Origin of the sequence: Actinoplanes sp. NPDC049316 (assembly GCF_040677315.1) — a bacterium.
Lineage (GTDB): Bacteria > Actinomycetota > Actinomycetes > Mycobacteriales > Micromonosporaceae > Actinoplanes.
This window is the reverse complement of record NZ_JBFAQM010000019.1, coordinates 106,023-119,051: the sequence shown is the minus strand read 5'-3', so window position 1 is coordinate 119,051 and position 13,029 is coordinate 106,023. Positions and strand designations below refer to the sequence as shown.

The following is a 13,029-nucleotide window of genomic DNA, read 5'->3' as shown; positions in this document are numbered from 1 at the left end:
AAACTGGAGCGCCCGGGCCGCCTCATCGCGAGTCGTCGCGGCGGCGATTCGCCATCCGCGCATGGAACTCGCCGATGACCTCTGCTCCGGCGGCGTCTAGATCAGCCCGGCGTCGCCGATACACAAGCCACCCGACCAGCGCGACGCCGAGCGTCAGCAATGCAAGGACAGCAACGGCACCGACGGCGTACCAGGTCAGCCCGATGAGCCAGCCGGGACCGTCACCGGCCTGAAAGCCCAGGAAGGCGAGCACGCCGGCCGCGCAGAACGCGATGACCAGGCCAACCGCGCCGTGGACAGCCAACTGAGCCAGCCGATGCCGAATGTGGGCGGTGTGGTCGGGTCGATACACCCGGGCGGACATGCCGTTCATTGTGCAGTGACTCAGTCCGGGCTGTCAGCCTCCCCGTTTGAGGCGACCCCGGTCGCCGTGCGCCAATCGACCCGGCGTCGGGCGTCCTTTGCATCCACGCGTCGGCCCCGGCACGTCGTGTTGGGTACACCCGCTTCGGCCGGCTCCGCGCTACCCAACAGCGGCGCTGCTGTTGGGTAGCCAACACAACACGGCGATGCTGCCGGCTGTAGTCCACCCCACAGCCCAACGCTGTTGGGTGCGCTCACCCAACAGCAACAGCGTCGAGTGCCGGCCCTCGTCCAACGCCGGGGTCTGCACCCAACAGTCACATACGCACGCTCCGGGACGTCGACGCGCGCCGCGCGCCCCCGGCCTCAACACGCACGCCCGCGCGGACCGTCCCACCCCGTCAAGATCCGTCGTGTTCGAGCTCTGTCCGTGAGTCCACGTCCTCAACGCGATCACGGAGCCCGAGCGTCCGCACCGGCGCTGCGAGTCGCCTGATACACGGGCACTCCGCGACGTCATCGGCCAACACGGCCCAACAACATGCTGACCTCGGCTGTTGGACGGCAGTTGCCGGCAGCACCTGGCGCGGCCGGTCATGCCGGACTGGCGTTGGGCGGCCGTGACCACGGCCAACACCACCGCAGCCTGGTCGACGTATCCGGCCAGTGTTGGGCTGACCTGCCTGAATAGCGGTCCGCGCGCCGGATTTTGCTCGGTGCACCGCCCATTTGGGAGCTCCGCAGTGACTACCTCTTCCTGGCCGTCGACGCCGCTGGACGCGGCGGAGAAGGCATTCGCCATGCTGGCCGAGGCGCCGACCCACGTGCCGTTCGACGCACGGGGCTTCGAGGGACTGCCCGACCGCATCCTGCCCCTCGACGAGCTGCGCAAGGTCCTGCTCGCGGCCGGTACCGGCCATCAGGTCCGCGACGCAGTCTGGCGGGAACTCGTCATCCGCGCCCGCCGCGACGGCCCGGCCTGGCGCGTCGCCGCGGTCGGGATGGCCATGCCCGGCCTGCGCCGGCAAGCCGGTCTGCTAGCCGCCGGCTGGCACGGCGACACACACGACCTCGACGCCGAAATGCTGGTCGGATTCATGGAGCGCTTGGCCACGGTCGACCTCGGCGAGCCGCGAGTCTGCGGCCGGCTTATCGATGCCGGCGTCCGCGCCGCCCGCAAAGTCCGCGACGCCGAGTCCGACACCATGCTGATCCGCACCGGCGAACCCGGCTCGCTGCTGCCGATCCGGCCGTGGGACCACCCCGATCTCGTGTTGGCCCGCGCCGTGGCAACCGCGGTCATCGACCGCGAGGAGGCCCGGCTCATCGCCGCCACCCGCCTGGACGACTACACACTCGCCCGCATCGCCGCCGAGCTCGGCATCTCACCGCAGACCGCCTCGGCCTGGCGGGCTCGGGCAGAAAAGCGCCTGCAGCGGGCGATCGGCGACGGCGAGCTGTCGTTCGTGCCGCTGCGCTCGCGGCGTCAGCGACCCAACAGCAGCCCTCACGCTTCCCGTGTTGGGTCGCTGTTGGCTGCGCGAGCCGCGGCGTAGGCCGCGTTGGCCACCCAACAAAAGGCCTTGGTGGGCAAGACATCGGACCGCAGGGCGGTCGGTGTCCGCGCCCCGGGGATCGTCGCGGCGCCGGCCTGACCGGGCCGTGTTCGCACCCGATCCCGTAACGGCCGGAAGGAGCCAAGCTCCCACGGCCCCGCCCGATTCCCGGTGGCGCACCTCAATCCCAGCGATCGCCCCGAGAAGGGGCGGGAGGTGCCCACCATGTTGCGACGCAACATTTCCCGTCTGCTCGTCATCACCACGGCCACCGCCTCGGCGGTGGCCGTGGCCGTTCCGGCCTACGCGGCCGAGCCGCAGATCCTGGCAGCCAACGACCTGCCCACGATCATCACCAACATCACGACCTGGATCGTCGGCTTGCTCATCGGTGTCGCGACCCTGTTCCTCACCATCGGCGGCCTGCGCTACCTCGCTGCGGGCGGTGACCCGACCGAGGTCGAGAAGGCCAAGTCCGCATTCAAGTCAGCCCTGATCGGCTACGCCCTCGCGGTCCTCGCGCCCGTCCTGCTCGCCATCGTGAAGGGCTGGATCGGGGGCTAACCATGGGTTGGGTCACCGGCGAGCTGATCGAGACCATCGTCAAGTGGTGCGCCGAGATGATCGTCGGCGGCCTCAACATCCTCTGGAACCTGCTGGCAGCAACGGTGTTCGTCTCCCCGGACGTAACCGTGCTGCCACAGGTCCAGGCCGTGTCCAGCACATCACTGGCCATCGTCAACACCGTCTACGTACTGGCGATCCTGTGGATGGCCATCCTCGTCATGGGCCGCGACACCATCCAAAGCCGCTACGGCCCGGGCGAGCTGATCCCGCGGCTGGTCATCGGTCTGATCGGCGCCAACCTTGCCATGCCGCTGTGCGCGCAGCTCATCGGCCTGGCCAACGCCCTGACCAGCGCACTGACATCCCAGGACATCACCTCGCCGAACTCGATGCAGCAGATGCGAACCGTCGTCACCGGGTCGCTGGCCAACCAGACCGGCAACGACCCGGGCGGCTTCCTGCTCATCCTGCTCGGCCTGGTCATCGCCATCTTGGTCGGCATGCTCGTTGTGCAATGGATCATCCGGCTAGGACTGCTGATCGTGGCCGTCGGGGTCGCGCCGATCGCGCTGGCGCTGCACGGGACCCCGCAGACCGAGCCCGCAGCGAAGCTGTGGTGGCGCACGATGCTCGGCACCCTTGGCACCGTCGTCATCCAGGCGGTCGCACTGCACACGACCCTAACCGTGTTCTTGAGCCCGCAGGCGAACCTGCCCGCATTGGGTCTGCCGGGTGATCCCGACGTGGTTATGAACCTGTTGATCGTGCTGTGCCTGTTGTGGGCGATCCTCAAGGTGCCGAGCATGATGCGCCGCTACGTCACCAAGTCCTCGCCCAGCCAGGCGGGGATGATCCTGCGCGTCGTGCTTATCCAGCAGCTGACCCGTGGGCTGAGCCGGGCCTTCGGCGGCAGCCGTGTCGCCTCCGGCGCCGGTGCGGCCCGCCGCGGCGCTGGCGGGCCGGGCGTACGCGGCGGCGGTGACCCGCCATGGCCGACAACAACACCACGCGGCGGCGGTTCACGCCCGATCCCGCGTTCCACTTCGGCGGTGCCCGCTGCGCGGTCGGCGCCCACAGCACCCCGAGTGCCGTCGCGTCCACCGACGGGTGCCGGCCCTGGCGTGGTCGGCACCGCCTACCCGACCGGCCGACCGGTCAAGCCCTACACCGCGGACGAGATCGCGGAAGGCGTCGACGTCTACACCCGCCGACTCAAGAGCCGCGGCAGCACCCCAGCAACCGGAAGGAATCGTCCATGAACACCGACATCGTTGCCCCCGCACCCGCGGACACCTACCCCGACACCGGCCGCACCCTCGTTGCGGTCGCCTGGCCCACCGGCCGTCCGATCTACGCCTACACCGCCGAGGAGATCGCCGACGGCGTCGACGTCTACACCCGGCGGCTGAAGGCCGCCGCAGCCGAGGCGGGTGCGGCAGATGCGCGCTGACACCGAAGCCGCACCGCGCGCCCGAATTCCTGCGGACGTCGACCAACCTGACAAGATCATCTACGGGCTGACTGCCCGGCAGTTGGCGATCGTGGCGGTCGCCGTTGCGATCGCTTACGGCCTCTTCAAGGGCTTGGGCCCGCTGCTGCCGCAGCCGATCCTGATCGCCATCATGGTGCCTCTCGGCGGCGCGGCGATCGTGCTCGCGCTGGGTCGCCGCGACGGGCTGACGCTGGACCTGTGGCTGCTCTCGGCAGTCCGGCAGTCGCGTGCGCCCAAGCATCATGCCGCCGCTGCGGCCGAGCCGGTGCCGGCGTGGGCACCGGGGCCGGGCATGGCGGTGCCCAAGCTGCGGCTACCCGCCCGGGCCGTCTCCGAAGCCGGCGTCATCGACACCGGCGAGCAGGCCGTGGCGCTTGTGGCGGCCAGCACCGTCAACCTGGCCCTGCGCTCCGGCGATGAGCAGATGGCGCTGATCGGCGCCTACGGGCGGTGGCTCAACGGGCTCTCCGGCCCGGTGCAGCTGGTCATCTCTGCGCAGCGGGTGGACCTGTCCAGCCATGCGCAGCGGGTTGCCGACCTGGCCGCGACCATCGGCAACGCGGCGCTGGCCGATGCCGCGTACGACTACGCCGAGTTCCTCGACCAGCTGGCCGAACATCGCGACCCGCTGTGGCGCACGGTCACGATCGCGGTCACGGCCAAGGCCGACAAGGGCCGCGACACCGAGGTCCTGCGCCGGGCCGATCACGCCGCCACCGCACTGGCCGCGCTGGGCGCGCAGACCGCCGTCTTGGACGGGCCGACCGCCACCGCGGTGCTTACCTGCGCCACCGATCCGTATGCCCCGGTCGATGTCACCTGGCCCCGGTCGCGTCCAGGCGCGCCGGTAACCGGACAGGGAGAGCTGACGTGAACTTGTTGTCCCGCAAACGAAAAGTCAAGATCGCCAACACCGAGAGCCCTGCCGAACAGGCCGGGCTCTCGTCCGTTCTGGGCCCGGCCGGCGTGCTGAACATGCCGCGCTATCTGCAGGTCGGCGACGGCTACGCCGCCGTGTTGATCGTGACCGGCTACCCCGCCGAAGTCGGGGCGGCCTGGCTCGATCCGCTACTGGGCTGGCCCGGCCGCCTCGACGTGGTGGTCTACGTCGACCCGCTCACCCCGCAGGTGGCCGCAGCCCGGCTGCGCAAGCAGCGGGCCCGGCTGGAGTCCAACCGGCGCACCGACACCGAGAAGGGGCGGCTGCTCGATCCCGCGGCCGAGGCCGCCGCCGACGACGCCGCCGAGCTGGCCGACCGGATCGCCCGCGGGCACTCCAAGCTGTTCCGCGTCGGGCTGTACCTGTGCGTGCACGCGACGACCGTGGAGGAGCTGCAGGAGTCGATCGCCCACGTGCGGGCCGTCGCGGCCTCAGTGCTGCTGGACACCCAGCCGGCGACCTGGCGGCAGCTGCAGGGCTGGATCTCCACGCTTCCGCTGGCCACCGACAACCTCGGCATGCGGCGGGTCATGGACACCGAGGCCATCGCCACCATGTTCCCGCTCGCGTCGCCGGACCTGCCCGCCCCACTGCCCGGCGAGCCGGCCCCGGCCGGCGGCATGCTCTACGGCCTCAACCCCGATTCGGCCGGAATCGTGTGGTGGGACCGGTGGAACCAGCACAACGCCAACAGCGTCGTGCTGGCCCGCAGCGGGGCCGGCAAGTCGTACTTCGTCAAACTGGAGGTGCTCCGGTCGCTGGCCGACGGCGTCCACGTCTCGGTCATCGACCCGGACAACGAGTACCACCGGCTGGCCGGTGCCGTCGGCGGCATCACGATCCACCTCGGCGCCGGCGGTGTCCGCCTCAACCCGCTCGACATCCCGCCCGGCGACCGCCGCGACGACGCGCTGACCCGCCGGGCGCTGTTCCTGCACACCCTCATCGCAGTGCTGCTGGGCGAACAACCCCCGCCGGCCGAACGCGCTGCGCTCGACAAGGCGATCATCGCCGCGTACGCCACCGCCGGGATCTCCAACGATCCCAACACCTGGCAACGGCAGGCGCCGCTGCTGCGCGACGTGTCAACGGCGCTCGCGGCCGACGGCAGCGACGCCGCACTCACCCTCGCCGCCCGGCTGACCCCCTGGGTCTCGGGCAGTTTCAAGGAACTGTTCGACGGTCCGACCACGACCGTCCCGCACGGGCAGCTCGTCGTGTGGTCGACCCGGCAGCTCGCCGACGAGCTGCGGGCCCCGGGGATGCTGCTGGCTCTCGACGCGATCTGGCGCGAGGTCGACGTGCCGCCGGCCACGACCGGGCAACCGCCCCGCCGGCTGGTCATCGTCGACGAGGCGTGGGTGCTGCTCAAAGACGGCGAGGGCGCCAAGTTCCTCTACCGGCTGAGCAAGAGCGCCCGCAAACGTCGGGCCGGCGTCGCCGTCATCACCCAGGACGTCGGCGATCTGCTCGGCTCCGACCTCGGGCAGGCGGTCATCGCCAACGCCGCCACCCAGATCCTGTTGCGCCAGGCGGCCCAGTCGGTCGACGCCGTCGCCGACAGCTTCGGCCTGACCGCCGGCGAGGCCCGGCTGCTTCTGGCGGCCCGACGCGGCGAAGGCCTGCTGATCTCGGGCACCCACCGGGTCGGCTTCCAGGCGGTCGCCTCCAAGAAGGAGCACCGGCTGTGTATCGGAGACCTCGAAGTCGACGACGAGTAGAGCCACCACCCACCTGATCTCACCATCCCCCAGGGCTGGCCCCGGGCACCTCCGCGCGAGGTGCCCGGGGTCAGCCCTTTTCGCGTTTCAGAAGGGCTCACGCCATGACCTGGCCTGCTGCACTCCTCGCCCCGTCACCATCCACACCTGCCACCCCGGGCCCGGCGCCGACACCGGAGTTCGCCACGCCCGGCCCGTCGCGGTGGGTCCTGCACACCGCGTCGAGCGTCGTCGACTGGTGCGCCGACCGGCCCTGGCTGCTCGCCGTCGTCGCGTTGCTGCTCGCGACCGGGTACGCCGCCCGGCTGTTCCTCATTGCCCGGCAGCAGACCCGCATGCGCCAGCACGCGCGGCTGATCCTGATTAGCCCGCCGCCGGAGGTCGAACCCTCCGGCACCGCCGTGCTGTGGGCCACGCTCGCGGAGATCCTGCGGCCCAGCTGGCGGCGCCGGTTGCGCGACGGCCGCCCGCATCTGGCCGTGGAGTACCGGTGGTCGGGCCGGCAGCTGCAGATCGGCGTTTGGCTGCCCGGCACCGTCGCCTACGGACCGGTCCTGGCGGCGATCCGCGGTGCCTGGCCCGGCGTGGCGGCCGAGGTCACCGACCCCACCGCCCCACTGCCGAGCGACGCGATCAGTGTCGGCGGCGCTCTGGCCCCGGTCCTGCCGGCGTGGTTCCCGCTGGAGACCGACCACGACGCCGACCCGTTGCGCACCCTGATCCAGGCTGCCGCCGGCCTGAACAACCACGAGACCGCGTGCGTGCAAGTCCTGGCCCGGCCCGCCACCAACCGCCAGATCGGCCGGCTTCGCCGCGGCGCGCAGGCGCTGCGCACAGGCAAGCCGCCTCGCACGCTGCTCGACCCGGCCGCCTGGCTCAGCGGCGCGCTCGATCTCGTGGTGGAACTGCTCGGCCCGGCCCGCCGCCCCTCCCGCACCGCCGCGGGCCGCTACCAGGCGAACCTGCCCGGCGCCGATCCCCAGCGTGAACGCGATGCCCGCGCGGCCGTCGACAAACTCGCCGGCGCTCCACTGTGGGAAGTCGCCGTGCGCTATGCCGTCGCGCACACCGGCCGCGGCGGCACCCCGCAAACCCTCGCCCCGCGCCTGTCCAGCCTCGCGCACGGCATCGCCTCGGCCTACGGCGTCTACGCCGGCCGTAACCGGCTGCGCCGCCTGCGGCTCCAGCACCCCAACCCGGTGCTGGCATCGCGGGTCCTGCGCCGCGGATTCCTGCTCAACAGCGGCGAACTGTCCTGTCTCGCTGCATTGCCCACCGATGTCGCCGTCCCCGGACTGGACCGTGCGAGGGCCAAGCCGATGCCGGCGCCCATCGCCGTGGCCACCGGCGGACGCGCCGCCAAGGTCCTCGGCGTCTCCCAAGTCGGCGGGCACAAGGTCGCACTCAAGGCCGCCGATGCCCGCCAGCACGTCCACGTGCTCGGCTCCACCGGTTCCGGCAAGTCCACCCTCCTGCTCAACATGATCTTGGAGGATGTGCACGCTCGGCGCGGGGTCATCGTCATCGACCCCAAAGGCGACCTCGTCACCGACGTCCTGGACCGGCTTCCAGCGAAGCTCGCCGACAAACGGCTGTTCCTCATCGATCCGGACCAGCCGGCCGGCGCGACGCTCAACCCCCTCGCCGGAGCCGACCACGACCTCGTTGTCGACCACATCGTGTCGATCTTCGGGAAGATCTTCGCGAAGCACTGGGGACCGCGCATCGACGACACGCTGCGCATGGCGTGCCTGACCCTGCTGCGCAAGGCCAACGCCACGCTCACGCTGGTTCCCTCGCTGTTGCAGGACAAGCAGTTCCGCGCGGCGTTCACCGCCGACCTGGACGACCCCGAAGGGCTGCTCGGGTTCTGGCAGTGGTTCGAGAGCACCCCGCCGCCGGTGCGCTCACAGGTCATCGGCCCGGTCCTGGCGCGGCTGCGCAGCTTCCTCACCCGCCCGTTCGTCGGACAGACCATCGGCGCCCCCCGCTCCACCGTCGACATGCGCCGCGTGCTCGACGGCGGCATCCTGCTGGCCCGGCTGCCCAAGGGCCAGATCGGCGAAGAGACGTCGCGGCTGATGGGATCGTTCATCCTGGCCTCGGCGTGGCAGGCGGCCACCGCCCGCACCCGCATCGCCGAGCAGGACCGCCGCGACGCGGTGGCCTACATCGACGAGTCGCACAACTTTCTAAACCTGCCCGGCAGCGTCGGCGACATGCTCGCCGAAGCCCGCGGCTACCGCTTCGGGCTCGTCCTGGCGCACCAGAACCTCACCCAGATGCCGCGGGACACGCAGCTCGCCTTGAGCGCCAACGCCCGCAACAAGGTCTATTTCAGCTGCGCGCCGGAGGACGCACACCAGCTCGCCCGGCACACCATGCCCGAGCTGTCCGAGCACGACCTCAGCCATTTGGACGCGTTCCAGGCCGCCTGCCGGCTCGTCGTCGACGGCCGCGAGACGCCCGCGTTCACGCTGCTGACCCAGCCGGCCAAGCCCGTCGTCGATGAGACGACCGCGGTCCGGCAGGCCGCCCTGGCCAACGTCGCCGACCCGGACAACGGTCCCGCCGCCATCGCCCGCCTCGCCGGTGTCAAGGCGCCGGACGACACCGCCACCCAACCGGACCCAACACCAGCAGACGACAGCGCCGCGTGACCCAACAGCCACGCGGCACTGTCCCGTGCTGCCCAACACCCTTCGGGAGAACCTGTGAGCACGCCCAGCACCACTGATCAGCCCGACCCGCAGCACCGTCGGCGGCTCGCCGACCAGATCGCCAACCAGCTCTACACCGCGAGGCTGCTCGGCGGAGCGGTCCGCATCGTCCAGCGCCATCCCGCCTACCTCAACCTGCGACCGCAGCTGCACGACATCCTCACCGCTGCGCCGCAGATCGCCGCAGGCGGCGACCCCGAGCTCGTGCGGGTCGCCCGGACCCCCAGCGGCGCCCTCGCCGTCATTCGGCTGCACGCGCCGGAGTGGAGCCTGATCCTGTCGTCCGGCCAGCCGATGCCCGACTGGCTGCTGGCCCTCCACGACGCCTACCCGCTACACCTGCTGCCGCCGCGACGCGCCCGGCCAGGCCATCTGCAGGCCCTCGACCTTCGCGCCGACGTCCTCGCCCAGGCCGAGTTGACCCGCATGTGCGAGCGCATCCACGCCGCCCTGTCGCCCGGCCCGGGTTGACGCCGTCCGGCGCTGCGCCGGCGCGCTCGAACTGACGCAACGGCCGCGGCGCCTTCCTCCCTTGCCCCTTCTCACCCGGGGGACACCCATGCCTGCAACCGTTGACACACAACCCGTCTCGCGGCCGAATCGGCTGCTCACCCAGAACCGCGAACTCAAAGCCATCGGCGTGTGGAACTGGACGTTGCCCGCCTGGGCCGGCCGGTTGCCCGACGGACGCACCTACAACACGTGCCCGGCCGCCGGGATCTGCCGGCAGGTCTGCTACGCACGCAACGGCACCTACCTGTGGCCCGCCGTGCGCCGTCGGCACCACGCCAACCTCGCCTTCGTGCTCGACGACCTGGCCGGGTGGGAGGTCGCCATGACCGCCGAGCTCGGCGCCCGCCGACACCGCGGAGCGTGGATCCGCATCCACGACTCCGGCGACTTCTTCAGCGACGACTACCTGCTGGCGTGGCTGCGCATCTGCCGCGCCCGGCCCGACCAGACCTTCTACGCCTACACCAAGGAAGTCTCGCGCTTCCGGCGGCTGGTCGAACCCGAGCCGCCGGCCAACTTCCTCTGGGTCTACTCCTACGGTGGCACCGAGGATCACCTGCTCGACCCGGCGGTCGACCGGGTGGCCGACGTGTTCCCCGCCGAGGAGGCGATCGCCGCGGCCGGCTTCTCCTCCCAGGAGGCCTCCGATCTGCTGGCGGTGATCGGCCCGCGGCTGGTCGGCATCCCCGCCAACCGCATCCCACGATTCGTCCGCACCCTCAAGGGGCGCCGCTTCAGCCAATGGCAGGCCGACGAAGACATCCGCCGGCGACGGCGGACAGCCGACACAGCAAGGCGCCCTCGAATCGCCACGGGGGAAGCGGTTCGAGAGCGCTGAACCTGAACGTACGCCGACACGCTGCCCGGCTCAAGACCGGGCTGATCGATCTTGTCCTGCCCGGCCTGGACCCGGTCACCGGGTCGGCCCACGGCCCGGCCGGGACCTCACTTCATCAGGCCGACCCCAGGCCGACCCACGCCACCCAACACCGCAGCTAGGAGCCCACATGCCCGGCACCGGCCCAACCCGACACTTCCCTACAGGGGAAGTCTCCCGACCGGGGACGCAGCCCATCGTGCTGCTACCTACCCCCGACTCCGTCACCACCTCACCGGGTTCCACCCTCATCGACATCTCCCATCGCCTTCGCCCCCGCGACTACACCATCGCCTCCCTCCTGCATGAACACACCATGCTCACCACCGACCAACTCGCCACCATCCTGTTCACCAACCCCATCACCTGCCGACACCGCCTCGGCGTTCTTCGCTCGATCGGCTATCTCGACCGGTTCATCCGCCGCAACCAGCCCGGCACACCCAACGTCGTCTGCTGGGTCGCCGGTGCCCTCTCCGCGCGCCTGACCGCCCTGTCGACCGGGGACACACCACCCACCCCGAAAGCACTCCGGGAACGGCAGGACCGCGTCTACGCCAACCCCGCACTCGACCACCTCATCGACACCAACTGGTTCGGCACCCGCCTGCTGGCCCACAGCCGCGCCAACACCAGCACCGCACTGCTGCGCTGGTGGTCCGAACGCACCACCGCCAACATGTTCGGCCAGCGCATCCACCCCGACGGGCACGGCGTCTGGACCGACGGCACACGCCAGGTCGGCTACTTCCTCGAACTGGACCGGGGCACCGAACCCATCGGCAAACTCGCCGACAAGCTCAGCTCCCACCGGCGGCTGCGCGCCGAAGGCGGCCCGAGCTACCCGATCCTGTTCGCCCTGCCCAACCGCACCCGCGAGCAGAACCTGCACCGGCGGCTGGCCGAGCGCCCCGAACCGAGCCTCGTCGTCGCCACCACCTCACCCGAGTCCGGCATCGACCCCGCCGACGCGGTCTGGCGACTGGTCGGCAACGGGCGACACCGCCTCGCACTGGCCGACCTGCCGGCCAGCCACGGCCAGCCCGGCCCGCTCAACCCCGGACCGCCGGCAGCCGGTCAACATCCCCTGCACCACATGCGCTGAGCCCGCCCGCCGCAGCCCCAACCGCCGTGCGGCCACGCAGCGCCTGCCAGCGGGGCACCCAACACGGCCCCGCTCGACCCAACACGGTTCGCCGCTCATCGAGCGGCCAACCCAACAGCGCAGCTCAACCCCCTTCCAGTCCTGATCATTGGCTGGCCCGACTGTTGGGTGCAGCCGGTACGGTGAAGTCTTCTCATAGAGAACCCCCACCACGCACCACCCCTCGGGCCCGGCGCCCACGACCGCGGTAGCAACCGCCCACCCGCCCTCCGGCCGGTCGGCCTGCACCGCCCGTGACCCGCCAAACCCCACCGCACCGCGCACCACCACGCACCACCTCCGCGCCGTCACGGCGCACCTACGCCCGGCGCCTCTCGCGCGCCCTCGGCGTCCTCGCACCGCCATTCATCACGGCCGTGCTTCACCGCGCGCCTCACCCAACACCGGCTTCCGCAGCCGGTGATGCCGCGCACCCACACCCGTTCTCTATCCACAATGGAGGCTTCACCGTGCCCGACTTCGCGGTCATGACCGTCTGCCTGCCCAAGGCAACGCCCAGCGACCAAATCGCCACCGCAGCCTCGGCGTTGCTCGCCGCTCACGGCATCACCGACGCCGGCCCCGCCGGCCACTTCCTCACCGCCACCCGACTGCGTACCGCCCAGCTTTTGCAGCCCTGGAAAGGCACCGCCGCCGGCGGCCCGATCCGACTGCTGGACCTCGCGCGGATGCGTAACGACCTGTCCCAGTCGTACTGGCGCCGCTGGCAGCTGTGGCACCAGATCGTCGCCGGATCTCCGGTCGCTCGCCCCTGGTGGCACTTCTACGACCGCCACACGGCCGATCCCAAGGCATACACCTGGGACCACGCCAGGCACGGCTTCGCCAGCCAGCCCCGCATCGCACGGATGCTCACCTACAACAGCCACCCCGGTCGGGTCACCGACCTTGCCCTGGAACACCTCGACGCCTTCGAAGCCGGCCCCCAGGCCTACGCCACCTACGGCTGGCTGCGGGCCGTCCCGTGTCACAGCATGCTGACCCTCGACGGGCAGCTCCTGCGTCCCACCAGCGCTCGCTACACCGACCAGCTGGACTACCTGCGCCAGGCCAACGAGCACATCGCTCGCCTCGCCGCCGCCGACCTGCTGGCCGCCATCGCGACCAAGTAAGCC

The 13,029-nt window shown here is 71.0% G+C and carries 12 protein-coding genes; 11 read left to right on the top strand and 1 reads right to left on the bottom strand.

Annotation, left to right across the window (positions count from 1 at the left end; genetic code table 11):
- Positions 1 to 22 precede the first annotated feature (22 nt).
- Positions 23 to 364, bottom strand: a complete 342-nt coding sequence (locus AB0K03_RS26335; RefSeq protein WP_364689571.1) for a hypothetical protein — start codon at positions 362 to 364, stop codon at positions 23 to 25.
- 799 nt (positions 365 to 1,163) lie between these two features.
- Here AB0K03_RS26335 and AB0K03_RS26330 point away from each other — a divergent pair.
- The 11 genes from AB0K03_RS26330 to AB0K03_RS26280 all read left to right on the top strand — a co-directional run bounded on the left by AB0K03_RS26330 (position 1,164) and on the right by AB0K03_RS26280 (position 13,026).
- A complete protein-coding gene (locus AB0K03_RS26330) occupies positions 1,164 to 1,919 on the top strand; it encodes a helix-turn-helix domain-containing protein (protein ID WP_364689568.1) in 756 nt (251 codons plus the stop codon).
- A gap of 225 nt (positions 1,920 to 2,144) precedes the next feature.
- Positions 2,145 to 2,483, top strand: a complete 339-nt coding sequence (locus tag AB0K03_RS26325) for a pilin (protein WP_203706102.1) — start codon at positions 2,145 to 2,147, stop codon at positions 2,481 to 2,483.
- A 2-nt stretch (positions 2,484 to 2,485) separates the two neighbouring features.
- Entirely contained in the window at positions 2,486 to 3,745 is a 1,260-nt protein-coding gene (locus AB0K03_RS26320; protein WP_364689565.1) for a conjugal transfer protein TrbL family protein, read from the top strand.
- The gene (locus AB0K03_RS26315; RefSeq protein WP_364689562.1) at positions 3,742 to 3,936 is read left to right on the top strand and encodes a hypothetical protein; all 195 of its coding nucleotides are present in this window, start codon (positions 3,742 to 3,744) and stop codon (positions 3,934 to 3,936) included. Before AB0K03_RS26320 ends, AB0K03_RS26315 begins: the two co-directional genes overlap by 4 nt.
- Complete coding sequence (locus AB0K03_RS26310; RefSeq protein WP_364689560.1) at positions 3,926 to 4,852, top strand: PrgI family protein; 927 nt, start codon at positions 3,926 to 3,928, stop codon at positions 4,850 to 4,852. Before AB0K03_RS26315 ends, AB0K03_RS26310 begins: the two co-directional genes overlap by 11 nt.
- 101 nt (positions 4,853 to 4,953) lie before the next feature.
- A complete protein-coding gene (locus AB0K03_RS26305; RefSeq protein ID WP_364689655.1) occupies positions 4,954 to 6,639 on the top strand; it encodes a helicase HerA domain-containing protein in 1,686 nt (561 codons plus the stop codon).
- A 104-nt stretch (positions 6,640 to 6,743) separates the two neighbouring features.
- Positions 6,744 to 9,299 carry a helicase HerA domain-containing protein gene (locus AB0K03_RS26300; protein WP_364689557.1) on the top strand — a complete coding sequence of 852 codons (2,556 nt, stop codon included), beginning with the start codon at positions 6,744 to 6,746 and terminating at the stop codon, positions 9,297 to 9,299.
- 54 nt (positions 9,300 to 9,353) lie between these two features.
- Positions 9,354 to 9,830 (top strand): hypothetical protein, encoded by a 477-nt coding sequence (locus AB0K03_RS26295; RefSeq protein ID WP_364689554.1) that lies wholly within the window; start codon positions 9,354 to 9,356, stop codon positions 9,828 to 9,830.
- Between the two features lie 88 nt (positions 9,831 to 9,918).
- Entirely contained in the window at positions 9,919 to 10,710 is a 792-nt protein-coding gene (locus tag AB0K03_RS26290; RefSeq protein WP_364689551.1) for a GP88 family protein, read from the top strand.
- A gap of 238 nt (positions 10,711 to 10,948) precedes the next feature.
- Positions 10,949 to 11,854 carry a replication-relaxation family protein gene (locus AB0K03_RS26285; protein ID WP_364689549.1) on the top strand — a complete coding sequence of 302 codons (906 nt, stop codon included), beginning with the start codon at positions 10,949 to 10,951 and terminating at the stop codon, positions 11,852 to 11,854.
- A 509-nt stretch (positions 11,855 to 12,363) separates the two neighbouring features.
- Positions 12,364 to 13,026 carry a hypothetical protein gene (locus AB0K03_RS26280; RefSeq protein ID WP_364689546.1) on the top strand — a complete coding sequence of 221 codons (663 nt, stop codon included), beginning with the start codon at positions 12,364 to 12,366 and terminating at the stop codon, positions 13,024 to 13,026.
- The last annotated feature ends 3 nt before the right edge of the window (positions 13,027 to 13,029 follow it).

Excerpts from the sequence above, each read along its gene's own strand:
- AB0K03_RS26335 (WP_364689571.1), bottom strand. The coding sequence starts at position 364 with ATGTCCGCCCGGGTGTATCGACCCGACCACACCGCCCACATTCGGCAT.
- AB0K03_RS26330 (WP_364689568.1), top strand. The coding sequence starts at position 1,164 with ATGCTGGCCGAGGCGCCGACCCACGTGCCGTTCGACGCACGGGGCTTC.
- AB0K03_RS26325 (WP_203706102.1), top strand. The coding sequence starts at position 2,145 with ATGTTGCGACGCAACATTTCCCGTCTGCTCGTCATCACCACGGCCACC.
- AB0K03_RS26320 (WP_364689565.1), top strand. The coding sequence starts at position 2,486 with ATGGGTTGGGTCACCGGCGAGCTGATCGAGACCATCGTCAAGTGGTGC.
- AB0K03_RS26315 (WP_364689562.1), top strand. The coding sequence starts at position 3,742 with ATGAACACCGACATCGTTGCCCCCGCACCCGCGGACACCTACCCCGAC.
- AB0K03_RS26310 (WP_364689560.1), top strand. The coding sequence starts at position 3,926 with ATGCGCGCTGACACCGAAGCCGCACCGCGCGCCCGAATTCCTGCGGAC.
- AB0K03_RS26305 (WP_364689655.1), top strand. The coding sequence starts at position 4,954 with ATGCCGCGCTATCTGCAGGTCGGCGACGGCTACGCCGCCGTGTTGATC.
- AB0K03_RS26300 (WP_364689557.1), top strand. The coding sequence starts at position 6,744 with ATGACCTGGCCTGCTGCACTCCTCGCCCCGTCACCATCCACACCTGCC.
- AB0K03_RS26290 (WP_364689551.1), top strand. The coding sequence starts at position 9,919 with ATGCCTGCAACCGTTGACACACAACCCGTCTCGCGGCCGAATCGGCTG.